This window comes from Piscinibacter sp. PDB1-1 (assembly GCF_056675995.1).
This window is the reverse complement of the sequence record NZ_JBWVZJ010000001.1, coordinates 452,047-472,287: the sequence shown is the minus strand read 5'-3', so window position 1 is coordinate 472,287 and position 20,241 is coordinate 452,047. Positions and strand designations below refer to the sequence as shown.

Here is a 20,241-nt window from a genome sequence, read left to right as displayed (position 1 = left end):
GGGTCGTGAGCAGTGCGGGCGGATCGCTGTTCAGGCCGCATGAACCGGCGTGAACTGGCGGGTGTCCAACTGGGCCTTGTCGAACTCGAACCAGGGGTCGGGTTCGCCATCGAGCGCGAACTGCAAGCGCTCCCACAGCGCCTTGCGGCCCTCGGCGTCATCGAGGATGCGCTTCTTCACGTAGTCCAGGCCCACCCGGTTCACGTAGTGCACCGTGCGCTCCAGGTACCAGCCCTCCTGGCGGTACAACTCACAGAAGGCGCCGGTGTACTCGAGTACCTCGGCGGAGGTCTTCAGCTTCACGAGGAAGTGCGCCACCTCGGTCTTGATGCCGCCGTTGCCGGCGATGTACATCTCCCAGCCGGAATCGACCCCGATGATGCCGACGTCCTTGATGCCCGATTCGGCGCAGTTGCGCGGGCAGCCCGAGACGGCGAACTTCACCTTGTGCGGGGCATACATGCGCCACATGGCGCGCTCGAGATCCTTGCCCATCTGGGTGCTGTCTTGCGTGCCCATGCGGCACCACTCGCTACCCACGCACGTTTTCACCGTGCGCAAGGCCTTGGCGTAGGCGTGGCCGCTGGGCATGCCGATGTCCTTCCAGACATTGACCAGGTCTTCCTTTTTCACGCCCAGCAAGTCGATGCGCTGGCCGCCGGTGACCTTGACGGTGGGAATCTTGTACTTGTCGACCGCATCGGCGATGCGGCGCAGTTCATCGGCCGTGGTCTCACCGCCCCACATGCGCGGAACGACGGAGTAGGTGCCGTCCTTCTGGATGTTGGCGTGGCTGCGCTCGTTGATGAAGCGCGACTGAGGGTCGTCCTTGGCCTCTTTGGGCCAGGTGCTGATGAGGTAGTAGTTGACGGCCGGGCGGCAGCTCGAGCAGCCGTTGGGCGTGCGCCAGTTGAGCGCCTTGTAGGTGCTGTCAATGGTGATCAGCTTCTGCTCGCGGATGGCGTCGCGCACCTCCTGGTGGCTGGCGTCGGTGCAGCCGCACATGGCCTTCTTCTTGGGCGTGGCCGAGTAGTCGCCGCCGGCGGTGAACATGAGAAGCTGCTCGACCAGGCCTGTGCACGAGCCGCACGATGCGCTGGCCTTGGTGTGCTTGCGCACCTCTTCGAGCGTGAACAGGCCCTTTTCGGTGATGGCCTTGCAGATGGCGCCCTTGGTGACGCCGTTGCATCCGCAGACTTCGTCGGTGTCGGCCATGGCGGCGGCCTTGCTGTGGCCCTCGTGGCCGGTGTCGCCAATATTCGATTCGCCGAACATCAGCTTGTCGCGGATGTCGTTGACCGTTCGGCCTTCGCGCAGCAGCTTGAAGTACCAGCTGCCATCGACCGTGTCGCCGTACATGCAGGCGCCGATCAGCTTGTCGTCCTTGATGACGAGCTTCTTGTAGACGCCGCCGTAGGGGTCGCTCATCACGATCTCTTCGCAGCCATCTCCGCCCATGAACTCGCCGGCCGAGAACAGATCGATGCCGGTGACCTTCAGCTTGGTGGAGGTTTGTGAACCCTGGTAGCGGCCAATGCCGAACTCGGCCAGATGCGTGGCGCACACCTTGCCCTGCTCGAACAGCGGCGCCACCAGGCCGTAGGCGATGCCGCGGTGCGCAGCGCATTCGCCGACCGAGTAGATGCGTGGGTCGGTGATGCTTTGCATCGTGTCGTTGACGACGATGCCGCCTCGGCCGTCATTGAAGCAGTGCAGGCCGATCTTCAGCGCGAGTTCGGTATTGGGGCGAATGCCGGCGGCCATCACGACGAGGTCGGCCGGGACTTCGGTGCCGTCCTTGAACTGAACCGCCATCACGCGGCCGGCCTTGCCGCTGTCTTGATCACCGATCAGGGCTTGTGTCTGCGCACCGATCATGAACTTGAGGCCACGGTCTTCCAGCGACTTCTGCAGCAGCTTGCCGGCGGTGTTGTCGAGCTGGCGCTCCATCAGCCACGGCATGATGTGGACGACGGTGACGGTCATGCCTCGCAGCATCAGGCCATTGGCAGCTTCGAGGCCGAGCAGCCCGCCACCGATCACGACGGCATGCTTGAACTTCTGCGCCGTCTCGATCATCGTGTTGGTGTCGGCGATGTCGCGGTAGGCGATCACGCCTTCGAGGTCCTTGCCCGGCACGGGCAGGATGAAAGGGTTGGAGCCGGTGGCGATCAGCAGGCGGTCGTAGGGTTCTTCGGTGCCGTCTGCGGCCTTGACGATTCGGTTGCGGCGGTCGACATCTACCACCTTCTTGCCCAGGTGCAGCTTGATGTTGTGCTCTTCGTACCAGCTCAGCGGGTTGAGGACGATCTCTTCCAGCGTCTGTTCACCCGCGAGCACCGGCGAGAGCAGGATGCGGTTGTAGTTGGGGTGCGGCTCGGCGCCGAACACGGTGATGTCGTACAGATCGGGAGCGATCTTCAAGAGCTCTTCCAGGGTGCGAACCCCGGCCATCCCGTTCCCGACCATCACCAGCTTCATCTTCTTCATGCAGGTGCTTCCTCTGACACTGTTCAACACTGTTCTCAGTGCCCCTAAAGGAAGCAAACATGGTGCCAGGGGGTTACCCCAATTCGGCTGCAATCTGGTGCCTGGCGCACTAAGTTCGGGCAAGCATCTTGCTAGCCAGGGTGCGCATCTACCAAGCGCCCCGCCTGAGTGCGCAGGCCCCCGCCATGAGCTTTGACATCGACATGGGCTACACGAGCGATCGTGGCCCGCGCACTCACAACGAAGATTTCGCGGCGGCCATGCGCCCCGCTGAACACGAGGAAGCGCTGGGCTTCATCGCCGCCATCGCCGACGGCGTGTCGGCCGGTGGCGACGGCCTCATGGCCGCTCAGACGAGTGTGGTCTCCCTCGTTCAGGACTACTTTTCAGCGCCCCCCACGTGGGACACCAGCGTGGTGCTGGACCGCATCATCACGGCGCAGAACAGCTGGCTCGCCATGCACAACCGGCGCCATGTCGGTGCTGCCATGAGCACGCTGACGGCCCTCGCGCTGCGCGGTCAGAGCTGGACGGTGGCGCACGTCGGTGATACGCGCGCCTATCTGGTGCGCGGGGCAGAGTGCCGGCGTCTCACGCAAGACCACTGTCTCGACCACCCTGATCTGCGCAGTCAGCTCACCCGCGCCATGGGGCAAGAAGACGCGGTTCGCGTCGACTACATCCAGGGCGAGTTGCATCTGGGGGACACCTTCGTCCTGGTGTCCGACGGCGTTCACGCCAGGCTCTCCAGCCAGCAGATGGTGAAGCTGCTGGATCAGCCCTCGTTGTCGGCGCAGGATGCCAGCGCGGCCATCGTGCGGGCCGCCCTGGCGGCGGGCACGCCAGACAATGCGACAGCGCTCGTGGTGCGCGTACTCGGCCTCGCTCGTTCCCGCCTCGAAGACGCCATGCTGCTCAGCCGCCAGCTCCCTGCGCCACCCCGATTGAAGGTGGGCGACGAGATCGATGGCCTGAGCGTCACGGGGCTGGTGGCTGACACGGGTGTACACCTGTTGTACCAGGTTCGACACCATGCCAGCGGCAGCTTGCGTGTGGTCAAGACACTTCATCCGTCGCGCGCCGGCGATCCTCAAGAGCGCGCGATGCTGGCGCACGAGGCCTGGCTGGGCATGCGCGTCAATGAGCGGGCGGGGGCTGGCTTCGTCAAGCTGCATGAGGTGAAGGATGCCAGCGCGTTCTACCTGCTGTTCGACTGGCACGCCGGCAAAACGCTGGAACAGATCGCCGCACAGCGCGGCGAGGGCTTGATCCCTGTGGGCGACGTGGTGGGCTGGTGCCTGACTGCCACCAAGGCCATCGCGCAGTTGCATCGGCTGGGTGTCGTCCATCGCGACATCAAGCCTGGAAACCTGCATCTGGGCGAAGACGGCCAATTGCGGCTGCTCGATCTCGGTGTGGCAGTGTCAGGCAACGAACCTGCCGAGCAGCGCAGCCTGCATGCCGGCACGCCCAGCTACATGAACCCGGAGCTGTGGAGCGATGAGCCGGTCGACCCACAGACCGACCTGTTCGCGCTGGGCGTGAGCCTCTATCAATTGCTCACCGGACATCTACCGTTCGGCGACATCGAGCCCTACCAGACGGCGCGCTACCGTCGCCCGCCGCGGCCGCCGTCGCGGCACCGACCCGACGTGCCGATCTGGCTCGATCACATCGTGCTGAAGGCCATCGCCTTCGACAAGAAGCAGCGTTTCGAAACGGCCGAAGAGTTCCAGCTGGCGCTGCAGCGCGGCGCATCGCGCCCGTTGGCTGCACAGGCGAACGCACCGCTGATCGCGCGCGACCCCAGCCTGCTCTGGAAGGCCGGGCTCGCCGTGTCGGTGCTCTTCAACCTGTTGTTGATCTACTGGTTGCTGTTCCTGCCAACCCGGTAAGCCAGACGCGATCAGGCCAACACGCGGGCGCGACCGCCCTTTTCAGCCCAGGTGCGCGTCCAGCGCATCTGCATCGTGCGCATCATCACGAGCACGACCAGCGTAAGCACCGCGAAGACCACGAAGCCCCAGGCATACGTGCCTGTGTACTGCTTGGACAGGCCCATAGCGTTGGGCACCAGGCCGCCCCCGAGCGCCCCGATCTCGCCAATCATCGAGCCGGCCACGGCCGTGCTCAGCGGCCAGCGCAGAGGCACGAGCTGGAACAGCGCGCCGTTGCCCGCGCCCAATGCCGCGAAACACACCATGAACAGCAGTGTCGAGAGCGCGAGCGAGTGGTCGGCGAAGCCGCAGGCAACGAGTGAGACCATGACCGTGATGAGCACGGCAGTCAAGGTGTTGATGCCGCCCCACCGGTCGGAGATCCAGCCGCCGAAGATGCGCACCGTGGCACCCATGAAGGCAGCCAGCATCGTCAGCTGGCCGGCCTGCACCTTGCTCACGTGGAACTGGTCGAAGAAGTAGGTGGGCAAGAAGGTCGTGAGGCCGATGAAGCCGCCGAAGGTGATGCCGTAGATCAGGCTGAACGCCCAGCCGTCTTTTTCGAACAGGCAGGCCACGTGCTGGCGGAGGCTCGCATGCGCGTCGAGATCAGGCGGTTCTTGCGCGAAGACGATCATGACGATCATCGGGATCAGGATCGCCACGGCCGCGAATCCGTACACCGCCTGCCAGCCGAAGGCTTGCGCGAGCGGCGGGGCGACCAGCACCGAAAGGGCCGTACCGATGTTGCCCGCGCCCACCAGACCCATCGCCAGACCTTTGTGACGCGGGGGGAACGAGCCTGAGCCAAGCGACAGGGCCACGCCGAAACTCGCGCCGGCAATGCCGAGCAGCACGCCCATGGCCAGCAAGTCGTTGAAGGTGTTGACGAAGAAGAAGCCGAACAACATGGCCACCCCGATCAAGCCCATCTCCACCAGCGTGGCTTTCTTGCGGCCGATGTACTGCGCCAGCACCCCCAGCGGGAAGCGCATCAGTGCGCCGGCAATGATCGGGATGGAAAGCATCAGGCCCTTTTGCGCGGGCGTGAGATTGAAGGTCTCGCTGATGAAAGGCGCCATGGCGCCGTTGAGAACCCAGATGCAGCAGGAGAAGCAGAAGTAGAGGAATGCGGCGAAAAGGGTGGGGGCATGCCCCGTCTTCAGGAAGCTCTTGAAACCAGACACGGAAGATCCTCAGGCAGGTGGTACGCCCTGTTTGCGGGCGCGGTGTTTTTGTTCTGCCGTGCACAAGCGAAAGCCGTGCCAAAGATGTGCGCTCTGTGCGCCGGCTGTTGCACCCAGGGTGGGCATTGAGCCTCTGTCTTGTGCGCAATCTGCACACCCCGCACATCAGGTGTGCGCTCCGTCGGGCCAAACCCGCCCGCTATGATCAACCTAGGGGTTTGCAGACCGGCCTCGCAGTGCATAAATGACGTGGGCGTAGACCCTCCCGCCATCGTTGGCAGCCTGCGGGCAAATATGAGGCACGAATGACGGAATCCATCCAGCAGGCACTGTCGGCGCGCGGTGAGCAATCGCAGGCGCTGACCCGCTCACTGGGATTGGCGCCGCACGCCTGGGGCGTGGTGGCCATGACGCTGATTGAGCGTGCCGACGCCATGATGGCCATCAAGGACAGCGAGACCGGCCGCTACGTCTTCGGCAACACCCGAATGGCCACACTCATCGGCCGCCCGGTGGAGGGCCTGGCGGACGAAGACTGGCTGGAGACCGATGCGTGTGCGACGCTGCGTGTGGCCGATCAGTCGGCGATGGTGCAGACCGTCCCCCAGATCAGCGAGCACGCGCTCGACGTCTCCGGCACCAAGAGAGAGTTCACCGTGACGCGGCTGCCGCTGGCCGATGCCCAGGCCGGTGCTACGCCACGCTACCTTTGCAGTGTGTGGGTGGACCACACCGCCCATCGCCAGACCGAGGCGCAGTTGCACACGGCGCTGAAGCAACTCGAAGACCAGCAGCAGGCCAATGAAACCCTGCGTCGTGAGATGCAGGACCAGTCCGTGCGCGACAACGTGACCGGTCTGTACCAGAGGGTGCACTTCGACGACCAGCTGCGCCGCGAGGTGGACCTGTCATCGCGCGAGCACCGCGAGTTCGCTCTCGTTTCGGTGGCACTTGATCCGCTCACCGACGCCACCCGTGCCGCGGGCGGGGAGGCCCGTACACGCGTGCTCGAAGCGCTCGGCCGCCTCTTGCGCAGCGGAACCCGCGCCATGGATGCCTCATGCCGCCTCAGCGAAGACCGGTTCGCCGTCCTGCTGTCAGGCGTTGGCCTGGCGACGGCGCATGCGCGCATGGAAGGCCTGCGCCGCCAATGCGCCACCCAGATCGTCATGCTCAATGGGCAGGACATGGGCTTCACCGTGTCGATGGGCGTAGCGAGCTTCCCTCACACAGCGCACACGCAGGAAGACTTGCTGCTGTCGGCCGACATGGCGCTCGAACAGTCGCAAAAGCGCGGAGGCAACCACGTCACGCTCGCGAGCATCCGCTTCGAAGGCTGAACGCTGCTATCGGGCTGCTTGCAGCAGCTTGCCGACCGCCTTCCATTCAGCCGGCGTCACCGGCGTGATCGACAGCCGATTGCCTGGCTTGAGCACCACCATGCTGGCCAGCGTTGGCGAAAGCCGCATCTCGCCCAGAGACAGTAGCCTCGTCTTGCGGTCTAGCTTGACGTCCACCAGGCTCCAACGCGGGTTGTCGCGCGAAGACTTCGCGTCGAAGTAGTGGCTCTTGGAGTCGAACTGGGTGTCGTCGGGGTAGGGCGCGCTCGCAACGGTGGCCAGGCCCGCGATGCCCGGTTCGGGGCACGACGAGTGATAGAAGAGCACGCCGTCGCCCACTTGCATCTGGTCGCGCATGAAGTTGCGCGCCTGGTAGTTGCGAACGCCGAACCATGCAACGGTTTGATTGGGCGCTGCCGCCAGATCATCGATCGAGCATTCGCTGGGCTCGCTCTTCATCAACCAGTACTGGGGCATGTCGGGGCCTGTGCCATCGTGGAGATCCGCCGATCGCAGACGTGATGGCGCCCGATTGGGCGACTTGGTGCGCGGGAGCGTCGGATGTGTCGTGTGAGGTGTCCGTCACGAACCATGAGCCGCATTCCTGAACCCAGGCAGTTCAGGTGGGCGAGGTCAGCCAAGCTTCGGGTTCATCTGACGCGAGACGATCACACCAACGAGGCGATGTTCCAAGCCCTTGCTCTTGCGAGCATCGGTTCAAGGAAATATAAGACTCACGCGAACGCAACGGACACGGTGATTTTACGCGTCGCCCTCGCGAGTGGGCCAGCGATCAGAGCAATTGACCGTCGGCACCAAGGGCTTGATCGATGCGGCGGATGAGGGCGTCCACATCCACGTCATCGGTCGCTTCCTGGCCACGCTCGGCGGCGGGTTTGGGCAGGGGGCGTTCTGCCAGCGCATAGGCCAGGTTCAGGGCCGCCAGCACGGCGATTCGCTCGCGGGCTTTCACGCGGCCGCTGTCGCGGATGCCGCTCATCTCGCGGTCGACGTTGTTCACCGCTTCGAGGAGAGAAGCCTCGCCGCCTTCCGGGCAGGCGAGGATGTAGCTCTGCCCCATGATCGTGACTTCCATTTGCTTCACGGTGCATTCCCTTCACTGTCGCCAGCCGTCGGGGCGTCGACCGGCAGGCGGTCGAGCAGCGCATCGATGCGGCTGCGCGCGGCGTTGAGGCGCGAGCGCAAGTTGTCTCGCTCGTTCGTGAGCGTGCTCACTTGCTGTTCGAGCAATTCCTTGGTGCGCTTGAGCTCTTCGTGGCGAAGCAGCAAGCGCTCCACGCGATCCGCGAGTTCTTGGGTATTCGACATGGCGCCCTGGGGGGTTGCGAATGGTTCATTGTAGGGGGCCGGCACGCGGCTGCTTACAATCTCGCCCGTTGGTGCACGTGCCGGTTTTCACATCGGCGCAGTTAAACGGGAAGCAGAGGTCGCCCAGCCGCCACGGCGGAAGACCCACCTGCGCTGCCCCCGCAACGGTAAGCAGACGAGAGCCTGACTCTCGATCATGTGCAAACGCCACTGGTGCTGCGAAGTGCCGGGAAGGTTCTCATGGTTCGTCTGCCAGCCCGGATACCGGCCAACAAGGAGGCATGCGGCTCGCCGCATGCCATGTCGTGTGTGTCGGCGGGGAACCCGATGCGCACAGTTCGTTCTGTGAGTAGTTCATGATTCTTCCCATTCCTGCGGGCGCACCGACCAAGGTGTTCGCCCTGTCCGTTCTTGCGTCCGCCTGCACGATGGCCGTGGCGCAGGCCTCTCCGGCCTCAACGTTGCTGCCACCGGTCACCGTGACGGCCACGCGGTTCGTCGAAGACGCCAACACCTTGCCCTTCGGCGTCAGCGTGATTCGCGCGACCGACATCCGCAACGCTGGCGTTGCCACAGTGAACGAAGCGCTGATCCGATTGCTTGGCGTTCCGGGCCGGGCGGATCTCTACGGCGGCGGCAACTACGGCCTCGACCTGCGCGGCTTTGGCAGCACGGCCGACAGCAACCAGGTGGTGATCATCGACGGCGTTCGCATCAGCGAGGCCGACATGGGCGGCACGCGCCTGGCGGGCATCCCCATCGACAGCGTCGAGCGCATCGAGGTGGTCCGCGCCAGCAGCGCCGTGCTGTATGGCGAAGGTGCGACGGGCGGCGCCATCGTCATCACCACCAAGGCTGCGGCGCGCGGCGTGGCCGCGAGCAATGGCGCCTCGGCCTACGTGGGCATGGGCAGCGACTCCCTTCTCGACTTGCGCGGCACCGCCACGCTCGCGGCCGGTGGGTTCTCGCTCGATGTGGCGGGCAACAAGCGCAGCACCGACGGCTACCGCGACAACTTCGCGTCGGATGTGGAAGGCCTCTCGCTCACGGGCCAGTGGCGCAATGAATGGTTGCGCGTGGGCGTGCGGACGGCCCAGGACAAGCTGCATTCGGGCCTGCCGGGGTCGCTTTCCCTTCAGCAGTTCGAGGACAACCCGCGGCAGACGAACAACCCGAACGACTACGCCGACATCGACAACCACTCGCGCGGCCTGTTCGGCGAGGTCACGCTTGGCAACTGGCAGATCGCGCTGGATACCAACGATCGCACCAAGACGCTGGTCAGCCAGCAGTCGTACACCTACGCGTACGACATCGACGCCAGCACCCGCAGCTTGCGCGCACGTCATGCGGCGCCGGTCGGCGACATGCACAACACCTTCGTCGCGGGTGTCGACCGTGATGACTGGACGCGCGTCGTTCGCGGCGATTTCGGTTCCACCGCCGATCAGACCTCCACCGGTTTCTATGTGCGCGACGACTTCAAGCTCGCGGGCGGCACCACCTTCGGCGCCGGTGTGCGCACTCAGCACGTCGAGAAGACCTTGACCGACGCGTTCTCGACGCTGGCGCCGGTCGACGAACGCCGCACGGCCTGGGACCTCGGCATTCTTCAGCCCGTGGGCCAGGGCGCTGCGCTGTTCGCGCGCTACGGGAACAGCTTCCGCTACCCCAATGCCGATGAGTTCAGCTTCACGTCGCCCGGTGTCGATCTCAAGCCGCAGACGTCGCGCGATCTCGACTTCGGTGCCCGTTGGGCCTATGGCCCAGGGCGGGCCGAGTTGCGCTTCTATCGCAACGATCTGACGGACGAGATCGGGTACGACCCCGAGGCGGCCAACAGCTACGGTGGCTTTGGTGCCAACGTGAACTACCCCGGCACGCGGCGGCAGGGCGCGGAGGTCGAGCTTCGCCATGACCTCACTGCCCAGTGGCTGCTGCGCCTGAACGCGGCGGCGCGCCAGGCCGAGTTCACCGAAGGCCCGAACGACGGCAAGAGCGTTGCGCTGGTGCCCAAGTACACCCTATCGTTCGGTGCCGACTGGCAGATCGCCGCGGCGCACAAACTGAACGGGCAGGTCAACACGGTGTCTTCGCAGTACGTCGATTTCGAGAACACCTGCAAGGTCCCGTCGTACACGACGGCCGACCTGCGCTACGCCTATCAGGCCGGGCCGGCGGAGTTCTCTCTGGGCGTGACCAACATCACCGACAAGCAGTACTACACGCTGGCCTACGCGTGCGCAGGCGGGCAGCCCGGCGCCATCTACCCGGAGGCAGGGCGCAAGGTCACTGCGTCGCTGCGGGTGGCGTTCTGAGCCGATGACGCGGGCCGAACTGATCCTGGGTGGCCAGCGCAGCGGCAAGTCGCGCTGCGCCGAGCAGCGGGCTGCGGCCTGGTTGCGGCACCCAGGTCGTTCGGCCGTCGTGCTGGCCACGGCGCTTGCGCACGACGACGAGATGCGCGCTCGCATCGAGCGCCATCGCGTCGACCGTGCGCAACGCGCACCCGATCTCGCAACGCAAGAAGTCCCCTTCGACCTGCCGGCCGCGCTGCGCCGGTGGAGTGCTGCGCACCGCCTGGTGGTGGTGGATTGCCTGACCTTGTGGGCGACCAATCTGCTGATGCCCATGGACGCTTCGGGCCTCGATGACGCCGATTGGCAGTTGCGAGGCGAGGCGTTGTGCGAGGCCGTCGCGCACGCGGCCGGACCGCTCGTGATCGTTTCGAACGAGATCGGCCAGGGTGTTTCACCGCTGTCGCGCGAGGCGCGCCGATTCGTCGATCACCTGGGCCGCTTGCACCAGGCGGTCGCCGCATGCTGTGACGCCGTCACGTGGATGGTGGCCGGGATCGAAATGCCTGTGAAGCGGAGCGTGCCATGACCCGACGCCTGATGGCGCTGTGGCTGTGCTGCCTGCTGCTGCCACTGCAGGCGCTGGCCGATGTGCGCATTCGCGATGACCGGGGTGTGACGCTCGCCTGGGCACGCAGCCCGCAGCGCATCGTCAGCCTGTTGCCTTCACTCACCGAGAGCGTTTGCGCGCTGGGGGCCTGTGACCGGATCGTGGGGACCGATCGGTTCTCGAACGCGCCGGAGCAGGTGAAGTCGCTGCCCAAGCTCGGGGGCATCGAGGATGCGCAGGTCGAACGCATCGCCGCCCTGCGGCCCGACGTGGTGCTGGTCGAGCCATCGGCGCGCGCCATCGAGCGCCTTGAATCGCTGGGCTTGAAGGTGCTGGTGATCGACGCCAAGACGCACGCCGACGTGAAACGCAGCTTGCAGCTTCTGGGCGAGCTGCTGGAGCGGCAACCCGATGTGGCGCCGACCTGGGCGCGGATCGAGGCCGAGATGGCGCGGGCCAGCGCTCGCGTGCCGGCATCGCTGCGGGGGCAGAGGGTTTATTTCGAAGTCGATTCGACGCCCTACGCGGCAGGTGCAGGGTCGTTCATCGGGGAGACACTGTCGCGCCTGGGCATGGGCAACATCGTGCCGCCGGAGCTGGGGCCGTTCCCGCGGCTGAACCCGGAGTTCGTGATCAGGGCGCGGCCGGACATCGTGATCGCGGCGCAACGCAACCTCGTTGAGATGCCGCAACGCCCGGGGTGGGCCAGGCTGCAGGCGCTGATGAATGGCCGCACCTGCGGTTTCGAGCTGGATCGCTATGAATTGATCGTCCGCCCCGGCCCGCGCATGGGCGAAGCGGCCAACCTGCTGGCTGATTGCCTGGTGGCAGTCGCGGCGCGGCAGCGGGAGCGCGGGCATGTCGGCCGCTGAGCGGCGCGCACGGCTGCGGCTCGGCGCGGCGCTGGGGGGGCTGAGCCTGCTGCTCGTTGTGGCAGGTTTGGCGGCAGGCAGCGAAGGATGGTCGCTCGCCCAGACCTGGGCGTTGCTGGCGGGCCCCGATGGCGCTCTCATCGTCGGCGACATCCGCGCCCCACGCACCCTGGGTGCGTGGCTCACCGGCGCGTTGCTGGGGCTGGCCGGTGCCGTGGCGCAAGGCCTGTTCCGCAATCCGCTGGCCGACCCCTACTTGCTGGGCTCGGCGTCCGGCGCGGTGCTGGGCGTGGTGCTGGTGCTGGCCGCGAGCATGCTGGCAGGCCAGGGCCTCAGCCTGGCCACGGCGGGCTTGATCGCTCAGCTCGGGCTGGTGGGGGCCGCGTTCATCGGGGCGCTGCTCGGCGTGTTGCTCACGCTCGCCCTGGCCCGGGGGGCGCAGGAGACGACGCGCCTGCTGTTGGCGGGCGTGGTGGTGGGGGTGCTGCTTGGTGCACTGAGCGACCTGCTGACCAACGTGGCGCCCGATGCCTTGCGAGGCAAGCAGGCCTTTCTTTTGGGCTCGACCGCATTTCTCGGGTGGAGCAACTGCGTGCTGATGGCGGGTGGGCTGGCGGTGGCCTTGCCACTCGCCTGGCGACTCTCGCGTGCGCTGGATGCGCTCACGCTGGGTGAAGAGAGCGCCCAGAGCCTCGGGCTTTCGCTGTCGGCTGTGCGCGTGGCGCTCGTGAGCGCGCTCGCGCTGGCCACGGGCATGGCCGTGTCGCAGGCGGGCCTGATCGCGTTCGTGGGGCTCGTATCGCCCCATCTGGTGCGGCGGTTTGCGCCAGCGGCGCATGGCTACACGCTGGTGGCGAGCGCCGCGATGGGGGGTGTCCTCCTGATGGCGTCTGACGTGCTGGCGCGCGCGATGCTTGCGCCGCGTGAGTTGCCAGTCGGTGTGCTCACAGCCGTGCTCGGTGGGGGATACCTGCTGTGGCTGTTGCACAGGCGCAAGATCGCATGAGCGCTGCGCTGCAAGCCCATGACGTGTGCGTGTCGCTGGGCGGCACGCGCGTCTTGCACGGGGTGTCTGTCACGCTGGGCAAGGGCTGGACAGCCATCGTCGGCCCCAATGGCGCGGGCAAGTCGACGCTCTTGCGCAGCCTGGCCGGTTTGCAGCGGCTGGACTCCGGCCGTGTGCTGATCCAAGGCCAAGCGATCGACGCCTGGCCTAACCGCGAGCGTGCAAGGCAGATTGCCTGGTTGGCGCAACAAGGTACGGCTACGGGCGATCTCACCGTGCGCGAAGTCGTAGAACTGGGCCGCCTGCCTCACCTGGGCATGTTCGCCGAGCCCGGTCCCGAAGACGCGGCTGCCGTGCTGCGGGCCATGCTGGCTGCGGAATGCGATGCGTGGCCGCAGTGGCGCTTGCACCAGCTCTCCGGGGGCGAGCGGCAGCGCGTGCTGTTGGCGCGTGCGCTGGCAGTGGAGGCTCCCATGCTGCTGCTCGACGAACCCACCACGCACCTCGACCCCCAGCATCAGGTTGCGCTGGTGCGGCTCTTCAAGCGGCTGGCGCACGAACGCACGGTGGTCAGCGTGCTGCACGACTTGCCGCTCGCGCTGCAGGCCGATCGCCTGGTGATCCTCCAGGCGGGACGCGTGATCGCAGAGGGCCCGGTCGGCGACGCGCAGGTTCAGGCTGCGCTGCTGGCAGTGTTCGACCACGCGATCCAGATCGAGCGGGTGGGCGATCGTTGGGTGGCTCTGCCGCGGCTGGACTGAGATGACAAGCCAGCACCCCAGGCCTCAGGCGCGTGCCGTGATGGTGCTCGGCACCACCAGCGCGGCGGGCAAGAGCTGGCTGGCCACCGCCCTGTGCCGCTGGTTCGCGCGCCAGGGCCTGCGGGTGGCGCCATTCAAGGCGCAGAACATGAGCAACAACGCGCGCGTTGTGCCGGGTCCGGGCGGCCGATCGGGCGAGATCGGCAGCGCCCAGTACTTCCAGGCGCTGGCCGCGCGGCGCGTGCCGGATGTGCGCATGAACCCGGTCCTGCTCAAGCCCGAGCGCGACACCGCCAGCCAGGTGATCGTGATGGGCGAGGTGCGCGCCGACCTGGCTGCCGTGCCTTGGCGGGAGCGCAGCGAGGCCTTGTGGCCACATGCTCGCTCCGCGCTGCATGCGCTGATGGCCGAGAACGACGTGGTGGTGATTGAAGGCGCCGGCTCGCCAGCCGAGATCAACCTGCATGCGAGCGACTACGTCAACATGCGCACCGCGCTCGAAGCACGCGCGGCATGCCTTCTCGTGACCGACATCGACCGAGGTGGCGCATTCGCCCACCTCTTCGGCACGCACCAGTTGCTGCCGCCGTCCGAAGCCCGCTTGATCCGGGGCTACGTGCTGAACCGCTTTCGCGGAGACGCCAGCCTGCTCGCACCCGGCCCTGAGCAATTGCGGCAGCTCACGGGTGTCCCCACGCTGGCTGTTCTGCCCATGTGGCGCGACCACGGTCTGCCCGAAGAAGACGGTGTGTTCGACGAGGGCGGCTCCGGGTCGGGTGCGTTGCGCGTGGTCGTGGTGGCCTACCCGCGCATCAGCAACCTCGACGAGTTCCAGCCGCTGCGGCACGTTCCCGGCGTGTCGCTGCGCTGGGCGCGCAATGCCTCGCAGCTCGAAGGTGCCGACTGGATCGTGCTGCCTGGTTCCAAGCACACCAGCGGCGACTTGGCATGGTTGCGCGAGCAGCGCATGGATGCCGTCATCGCGCGCCACGCCGCCGCCTCACGGCCGGTGTTGGGCGTGTGCGGTGGCCTGCAGATGCTCGGTGAGGGCTTGGTCGATGCGCACGGTGTAGACGGCAATGCCACGGGGCTGGGCCTGTTGCCCGTGCGCACGCAGTTCTCGCCAGACAAGTTGCTGCGCCATGGCTGCGCGCAGTGGCAGTCGCTTGGTGAACCGTGGTCGGCGCTGTCGGGCCTTGCCTTCGAGGGCTATGAGATCCGTCACGGCCGCACCGAGTCGGACAGCGGCTCGGTGGCGCTGCGCAATGCCGAGGGCGAGCCCATCGGCTGGCAGCGCGGCAGCGTGCTGGGTGTCTACGCGCACGGCCTGTTCGAATCGGCCGAGCTGTTGAATGTGCTCTTCAAGGCAAAGGTCCGCAGCCACGACGAAGTGTTCGACGGGCTCGCCGACTTTATCGACCCACACTTCGAACCAGGTTCCTTGATGAGCTTGCTGACGCCATGACACTGGATACCCCATTCGTCGCCGCGGTGCACGACCCGCAATTCGAGCAGCGGCTGCAACACCGCATCGACCGCAAGACCAAGCCGCTTGGCGCGCTCGGCCGCCTGGAGGCCCTGGCCGTGCAGGCGGGCCTGATCCAGCAGACCGACTCGCCACGCTGGCGGGCGCCGCAACTCATCGTGTTCGCAGGCGATCACGGTCTTGCTGCGCACGGCGTCTCGGCCTACCCCAGCGATGTCACCTGGCAGATGGTCGAGAACTTTCTCGCTGGTGGCGCAGCGGTGAGCGTGTTGGCACGCCAGCATGGCCTGGCGCTGACGGTGGTCGACGCCGGCGTTCGACACGAGTTCGCGCCGCGCCCTGGCCTTTGGCTTGGCAAGGTGGCCGGCGGTACGGCCGACTCGCTGGGCGGGCCGGCCATGACCGAGGCGCAGTGCCTGGCCGCCGTTCACCTCGGCCGCGAGGTGGTGCGCTCCTTACCCGGCAACGCCGTCTTGCTGGGCGAGATGGGCATCGGTAACACGTCGAGTGCGGCGCTGCTGTTGTCGCGCCTCGCGGGCGCAGAGATCGCTCAGTGCGTGGGCCGTGGCACCGGGCTCGACGACGCCGGCCTCGCGCACAAGCGCAATGTGCTGTCGCGGGTGCTGAGCAAGCACGCGGCGGCGGTCGAACCCCTGGCGGTGTTGGCGGCCCTGGGGGGCTTCGAGATCGCTGCGCTGGCGGGCGCGGTGCTCCAGGCCGCGAGCGAGCGGCGCACGGTCGTGGTCGACGGGTTCATCACCGGCGCCGCCGTGCTGGTCGCGGCCAAGCTGAGGCCTGCCGTGCTGGGCTATTGCGTGTGGTCGCACCGTTCGGCCGAGAGTGGCCACGGCCTGTTGCTGCGCCATCTGGGTGCCCAGCCCCTGCTCGATCTCGACCTGCGCCTGGGCGAGGGCTCCGGCGCGGCGCTCGCCTGGCCGCTGCTGGAGAGCGCGGTGCGCGTGCTGGATGAGATGGCCAGCTTCGAGTCGGCGGGCGTGTCGGACCGCGCCCCATGATCCGCCACGAGTTGCGCCTCTTCTTCGTGGCGCTGCAGTTCTTCACGCGCGTGCCGGTGCCGCGATGGGTGGGGTTCGAGCCTGAGTGGCTGCAACAGAGCACGCGCTACTTTCCGCTGGTGGGCGCTGTCGTCGGCATGGCGGCTGCGGGTGTGCTGTGGGCCTCGCTCTGGGTGTTCCCGATGCCGGTGGCCGTGGGCCTGTCGATGGCCGCGACCGTGCTGCTCACGGGCGCGTTCCACGAGGACGGCCTGGCCGACACCTGCGACGGCCTGGGCGGCGCTGTCGGCCGCGAGCGCGCCCTCGAGATCATGAAGGACTCGCGCATCGGCACCTACGGGGCCGTCGGGCTGATTCTGGTGCTGGGCCTGAAGGCGGCGGCTCTCGCAGCGCTCCCTGCGCCACTCGCGTATGCCGCGCTTGTCCTGGGTCACACCTTCTCTCGCGCCAGCGCCGTGGCCGTGATCCGGTGGCTGCCCTATGCCGGTGACGCGGCGCACGCCAAGGCCAAGCCGCTGGCGCAGCGTGCTTCGCGCTCCGACCTGGCGTGGGCGTGGGCCGGGGCGATCGGCGTGGCTGCCGCGGTGGCGTTGTGTCGCGCGCCTTGGTGGCAAATTGCCGTGCTCGGTCTTGCGGTGGCATTCATGAGTGCCGTGGCCAGCACGCGCTGGCTGAAGCGCCGCCTGGGGGGCATGACGGGCGACACCCTTGGCGCCACGCAGCAAGTCAGCGAGTTGGCAATCCTGCTCGGGTGTCTGGCATGGGTGCGCTTTTAGTCGTGTGGCGCCACCCGCGCCCGCAAGGCGTAGTCGGGCGCTGCATCGGTCGGACCGATGTACCGGTGGACCGGCGCAAAGCCAAGCGGCTCGCGCATCGAATCCGGTCGCGCGCTCGGCGTGAACACCTGCCGCGCGTGGTCTGGACTTCGCCCCTGCGCCGTGGTGCAGCGGTGGGGGAATGGCTGGCCCGCTGGGGCTGGCGCCATCGTGTCGATGAGCGCTTGTGTGAACTCGACTTCGGTGCCTGGGAGGGTCGCCTGTGGTCGTCGATCGCGCAGCCCGAGGTGGGCGCATGGACCGACGCCTTCGCCACCCATGCGCCGGGCGGCGGAGAGTCGGTGACTGACTTGATGGTGCGCAGTCGTGCGTTCCTGAACGAGGTGGCGGCGGATCGATGCTGCGTCGTGGGCCACGCAGGCTGGATCAATGCCGCGCTGCGCGTGTGCGCGAACCTGCCTGAGCCGTCGAGCGCCACCGAGTGGCCGCGCGCGCTGCCCTACGCCGCTTCGCTCGTTCTTGAGCGCAAGGCCACCGGGGCCGAATCGCAGTAGCGTGCCACGCTGCACTGCTCGCAGAGTGGCCGCCGTGCCTGGCACACATAGCGGCCATGCAGGATCAGCCAGTGGTGCGCATGCTCCAGGTAGTGCGAGGGCACGCGCTCCAGCAGGCGCATCTCCACTTCATAGGGGTTCTTGCCTGGCGCGAGACCGGTGCGGTTGCTGACGCGAAAGATGTGCGTGTCGACGGCCATCGTCGGCTCGCCGAACACCACATTGAGCACCACGTTGGCCGTCTTGCGGCCCACGCCGGGCAGGGCCTCGAGCGCCTCGCGGTCGCGTGGCACCTGCGCGCCGTGGCGCTCGATCAGCAGGCGCGAGGTCTCGACGAGGTTCTTGGCCTTGTTGCGGTACAGGCCGATCGTCTTGATGTAGTCGCTGACACCTTCGACGCCCAAGGCCAGCATCTTCTGCGGCGTGTTGGCGACGGCGAAGAGTTTGCGGGTGGCTTTGTTGACGCCGACGTCGGTCGCCTGCGCCGAGAGCAGCACCGCTGCCAGCAACTCGAACGCGTTGGTGTACTCGAGCTCGGTCACCGGGTGCGGGTTGGCGGCCTTCAGCGTGGCGAAGAAGGGTTCGATGTCCGCCTGCTTCATGGCTGCCTGGCCGCGCGTGCGCGCGCGGCCGCTTCCAGGCGCGCCACGCGCTCGCGCTCGTCGCGCTGCTCGCGAAAGGTATGGAACGCGTAGCGGTCGCGCGCTTCGTGTGCCTGCTCGCCGCTCCAGGCGCGCCAGCCCGTCTGTTCACCGCTCACATTGACGAGCGAGATGCAATCGACCGGGCATACCGGGATGCACAGTTCGCAGCCCGTGCACTGGGGGTCGATCACGGTGTGCATCAGCTTGGGGCCGCCCACGATCGCATCGACAGGGCAGGCCTTGAGGCACAGCGTGCAGCCGATGCACCAGGCCTCGTCGATCACCGCGAGCTGGCGCGGGCCTTCAAGCCCGTGCTCGGGGTTCAGCGGCAGGGCAGGGCGCCCGGTGATGCGCGCCAGCCGGGCAATGCCTTCGGCACCGCCCGGCGGGCATTGGTTGATCTCGGCGTCGCCGTCGGCCATGGCCTGTGCATAGGCATGGCAGTCGGGGTAGCCGCAACGGGTGCACTGCGTCTGTGGCAGTGCGTCGTTCAGCGCGTCTACAAGAGCAGGCGGGGCAAGGTCGGGGCGGTTCACCCGCGAAGCTTACTGTGCCTTCGCGGTGCGCTTGCCGTCTTGGCAGTGGGCTTCTTGGCTGCGGCTGTCTTGGCGGCCGCTGCCTTCGCCGGCGCGGCGAGCTTGCGCGTTGATTGGTCTGCCGCCTTGCCTTCGGCCTGGAACTTGGCGATGAAATCGCGCAGCTCCGGGTAGACCTTCTCTCGCCAGCGGCGGCCCGAAAAGATGCCGTAGTGGCCCGCGCCTTCCACGTCGTAGTGGAACTGCCGTGACTTCGGAATGCCCGTGCACAGGTCGTGCGCGGCGCGTGTCTGCCCGGCACCCGAGATGTCGTCGAGTTCGCCTTCGATCGTCAGCAGGGCGGTGGTCGTGATGTCCTGCGGGCGCACGAGCTGGCCGTCCACCTCCCAGGTGCCGTTGACCAGCGCGAAGTCCTGGAAGATCGTCTTGATGGTGTCGAGGTAGTACTCGGCCGGCATGTCGAGCACGGCGTTGTATTCATCGTAGAACGAGCGGTGGAACTCGGCGCTCTCATCCTCGCCGCGCATCAGGTCCATGAAGTAGTCGTAGTGCGACTTCAGGTGCCTGTCTGGGTTCATCGCGATGAACCCGCCATGCTGAAGGAAGCCCGGGTACACGCGGCGACCGTTGCCGGGGTAGTTCACCGGCACACGGTAGATCACGTTGTTCTCGAACCATTCGTAGCTCTTGTTCATCGCCAGGTTGTTCACCGCGGTGGGCGACTTGCGAGCGTCGATCGGGCCGCCCATCATCACCATGGTGCGTGGGGTGAACTCGCCCTTGCTGGCCATCAGGGAGATGGCCGCCAGCACCGGCACCGTCGGCTGGCACACCGAGATCACGTTCACCTCGGGGCCGATGTGGCGGATGAACTGCTGCACGTAGGCGATGTAGTCATCCAGATGGAACGGGCCGGCCTCGATGGGCACCATGCGGGCGTCAGTCCAGTCGGTGATGTAGACCTTGTGGTCGATCAAGAGCATCTTGACCGTTTCGCGCAGCAGCGTGGAGTGGTGGCCCGACAGCGGTGCAACCACCAGTACGGTGGGCTGCTGCTTCATGGCGTCGAGCAGAGGGGCGTTGTCGGTGTAGCGCTTGAAGCGCAGCAGCCGGCAGAACGGGTTCTCGACGGCCACTTGCTGCTGCACCGCCACGTCGGTGCCGCGCACCTTGACCGAGGTGATGCCGAACTCCGGCTTTTCATACTCCTTGCTCAGCCGGTGCATCAGGTCCAGCCCGGCCGACACGCGGTGCGCCATCGGCGTGTGCGTGAAGGGAGAAAGCGGGTGGTTGTACAGCTTGGCGGACGCGGCCGCGAACTCCGAGAATGGGCTCAGCAGCGCGCGTTGGGTTTCGTAGAGCTGGTACAGCATCGGGGCTCCCTTTTGAGATCGTGGTGC

General features: G+C 66.8%; 19 protein-coding genes and 1 riboswitch. Of the genes, 11 read left to right on the top strand and 8 right to left on the bottom strand.

What is annotated here, in order from left to right:
* Positions 1–30: 30 nt before the first annotated feature.
* The gene (nirB, locus tag AC1KAR_RS02150; RefSeq protein WP_480314245.1) at positions 31–2,490 is read right to left on the bottom strand and encodes a nitrite reductase large subunit NirB; all 2,460 of its coding nucleotides are present in this window, start codon (positions 2,488–2,490) and stop codon (positions 31–33) included.
* Positions 2,491–2,675: 185 nt separating this feature from the next.
* Here nirB and AC1KAR_RS02145 point away from each other — a divergent pair, with 185 nt between their 5' ends.
* A complete protein-coding gene (locus AC1KAR_RS02145) occupies positions 2,676–4,385 on the top strand; it encodes a bifunctional protein-serine/threonine kinase/phosphatase (RefSeq protein ID WP_480314244.1) in 1,710 nt (569 codons plus the stop codon).
* An 11-nt stretch (positions 4,386–4,396) separates the two neighbouring features.
* Here AC1KAR_RS02145 and AC1KAR_RS02140 read toward each other — a convergent pair whose 3' ends face one another.
* Positions 4,397–5,614: an MFS transporter gene (locus AC1KAR_RS02140; RefSeq protein WP_480314242.1), complete on the bottom strand. Its 1,218-nt coding sequence runs from the start codon at positions 5,612–5,614 to the stop codon at positions 4,397–4,399.
* A 305-nt stretch (positions 5,615–5,919) separates the two neighbouring features.
* Here AC1KAR_RS02140 and AC1KAR_RS02135 point away from each other — a divergent pair, with 305 nt between their 5' ends.
* Entirely contained in the window at positions 5,920–6,954 is a 1,035-nt protein-coding gene (locus AC1KAR_RS02135; RefSeq protein ID WP_480314239.1) for a sensor domain-containing diguanylate cyclase, read from the top strand.
* A 6-nt stretch (positions 6,955–6,960) separates the two neighbouring features.
* On the opposite strand, the gene AC1KAR_RS02130 is transcribed toward AC1KAR_RS02135, so the two are convergent.
* From AC1KAR_RS02130 to AC1KAR_RS02120, 3 genes are all read right to left on the bottom strand, one after another.
* Positions 6,961–7,431 carry an EVE domain-containing protein gene (locus AC1KAR_RS02130; protein WP_480314237.1) on the bottom strand — a complete coding sequence of 157 codons (471 nt, stop codon included), beginning with the start codon at positions 7,429–7,431 and terminating at the stop codon, positions 6,961–6,963.
* 316 nt (positions 7,432–7,747) lie between these two features.
* Positions 7,748–8,059: a cell division protein ZapA gene (locus tag AC1KAR_RS02125; RefSeq protein WP_480314235.1), complete on the bottom strand. Its 312-nt coding sequence runs from the start codon at positions 8,057–8,059 to the stop codon at positions 7,748–7,750.
* Complete coding sequence (locus tag AC1KAR_RS02120; protein WP_480314233.1) at positions 8,056–8,283, bottom strand: DUF904 domain-containing protein; 228 nt, start codon at positions 8,281–8,283, stop codon at positions 8,056–8,058. The genes AC1KAR_RS02125 and AC1KAR_RS02120 overlap by 4 nt, the downstream gene beginning before the upstream one ends.
* Positions 8,284–8,335: 52 nt before the next feature.
* Positions 8,336–8,570, top strand: a riboswitch (cobalamin riboswitch).
* Positions 8,571–8,639: 69 nt separating this feature from the next.
* On the opposite strand from AC1KAR_RS02120, the gene AC1KAR_RS02115 reads away from it, so the two are divergent.
* From AC1KAR_RS02115 to AC1KAR_RS02075, 9 genes are read left to right on the top strand one after another with little or no spacing between them, the layout of a single operon-like run.
* On the top strand, positions 8,640–10,601 hold the full coding sequence (locus AC1KAR_RS02115; protein WP_480314231.1) for a TonB-dependent receptor: 1,962 nt from the start codon (positions 8,640–8,642) through the stop codon (positions 10,599–10,601).
* Positions 10,602–10,605: 4 nt separating this feature from the next.
* Positions 10,606–11,169 carry a bifunctional adenosylcobinamide kinase/adenosylcobinamide-phosphate guanylyltransferase gene (locus AC1KAR_RS02110; protein ID WP_480314229.1) on the top strand — a complete coding sequence of 188 codons (564 nt, stop codon included), beginning with the start codon at positions 10,606–10,608 and terminating at the stop codon, positions 11,167–11,169.
* The gene (locus AC1KAR_RS02105) at positions 11,166–12,062 is read left to right on the top strand and encodes an ABC transporter substrate-binding protein (RefSeq protein WP_480314227.1); all 897 of its coding nucleotides are present in this window, start codon (positions 11,166–11,168) and stop codon (positions 12,060–12,062) included. Before AC1KAR_RS02110 ends, AC1KAR_RS02105 begins: the two co-directional genes overlap by 4 nt.
* Complete coding sequence (locus tag AC1KAR_RS02100) at positions 12,049–13,068, top strand: FecCD family ABC transporter permease (protein WP_480314225.1); 1,020 nt, start codon at positions 12,049–12,051, stop codon at positions 13,066–13,068. The genes AC1KAR_RS02105 and AC1KAR_RS02100 overlap by 14 nt, the downstream gene beginning before the upstream one ends.
* Positions 13,065–13,829 carry an ABC transporter ATP-binding protein gene (locus tag AC1KAR_RS02095; RefSeq protein WP_480314223.1) on the top strand — a complete coding sequence of 255 codons (765 nt, stop codon included), beginning with the start codon at positions 13,065–13,067 and terminating at the stop codon, positions 13,827–13,829. Before AC1KAR_RS02100 ends, AC1KAR_RS02095 begins: the two co-directional genes overlap by 4 nt.
* A gap of 1 nt (position 13,830) precedes the next feature.
* Complete coding sequence (locus AC1KAR_RS02090; protein ID WP_480314221.1) at positions 13,831–15,294, top strand: cobyric acid synthase; 1,464 nt, start codon at positions 13,831–13,833, stop codon at positions 15,292–15,294.
* The gene (cobT, locus tag AC1KAR_RS02085) at positions 15,291–16,331 is read left to right on the top strand and encodes a nicotinate-nucleotide--dimethylbenzimidazole phosphoribosyltransferase (protein WP_480314219.1); all 1,041 of its coding nucleotides are present in this window, start codon (positions 15,291–15,293) and stop codon (positions 16,329–16,331) included. The genes AC1KAR_RS02090 and cobT overlap by 4 nt, the downstream gene beginning before the upstream one ends.
* The gene (locus AC1KAR_RS02080) at positions 16,328–17,107 is read left to right on the top strand and encodes an adenosylcobinamide-GDP ribazoletransferase (RefSeq protein ID WP_480314217.1); all 780 of its coding nucleotides are present in this window, start codon (positions 16,328–16,330) and stop codon (positions 17,105–17,107) included. The genes cobT and AC1KAR_RS02080 overlap by 4 nt, the downstream gene beginning before the upstream one ends.
* Complete coding sequence (locus tag AC1KAR_RS02075) at positions 17,092–17,661, top strand: histidine phosphatase family protein (RefSeq protein ID WP_480314215.1); 570 nt, start codon at positions 17,092–17,094, stop codon at positions 17,659–17,661. Before AC1KAR_RS02080 ends, AC1KAR_RS02075 begins: the two co-directional genes overlap by 16 nt.
* Here the strand turns inward: AC1KAR_RS02075 and nth are convergent.
* Genes nth through AC1KAR_RS02060 form a run of 3 tightly spaced genes read right to left on the bottom strand, consistent with a single transcriptional unit; the run spans position 17,607 to position 20,214 of the window.
* Positions 17,607–18,263, bottom strand: coding sequence for an endonuclease III (nth, locus tag AC1KAR_RS02070; protein ID WP_480314213.1), 657 nt, complete (start codon positions 18,261–18,263; stop codon positions 17,607–17,609). The genes AC1KAR_RS02075 and nth overlap by 55 nt on opposite strands.
* Positions 18,260–18,841 carry an electron transport complex subunit RsxB gene (rsxB, locus tag AC1KAR_RS02065; protein WP_480314211.1) on the bottom strand — a complete coding sequence of 194 codons (582 nt, stop codon included), beginning with the start codon at positions 18,839–18,841 and terminating at the stop codon, positions 18,260–18,262. Before rsxB ends, nth begins: the two co-directional genes overlap by 4 nt.
* Positions 18,838–20,214: a polyhydroxyalkanoate depolymerase gene (locus tag AC1KAR_RS02060; RefSeq protein WP_480314209.1), complete on the bottom strand. Its 1,377-nt coding sequence runs from the start codon at positions 20,212–20,214 to the stop codon at positions 18,838–18,840. The genes rsxB and AC1KAR_RS02060 overlap by 4 nt, the downstream gene beginning before the upstream one ends.
* Positions 20,215–20,241 lie beyond the last annotated feature (27 nt).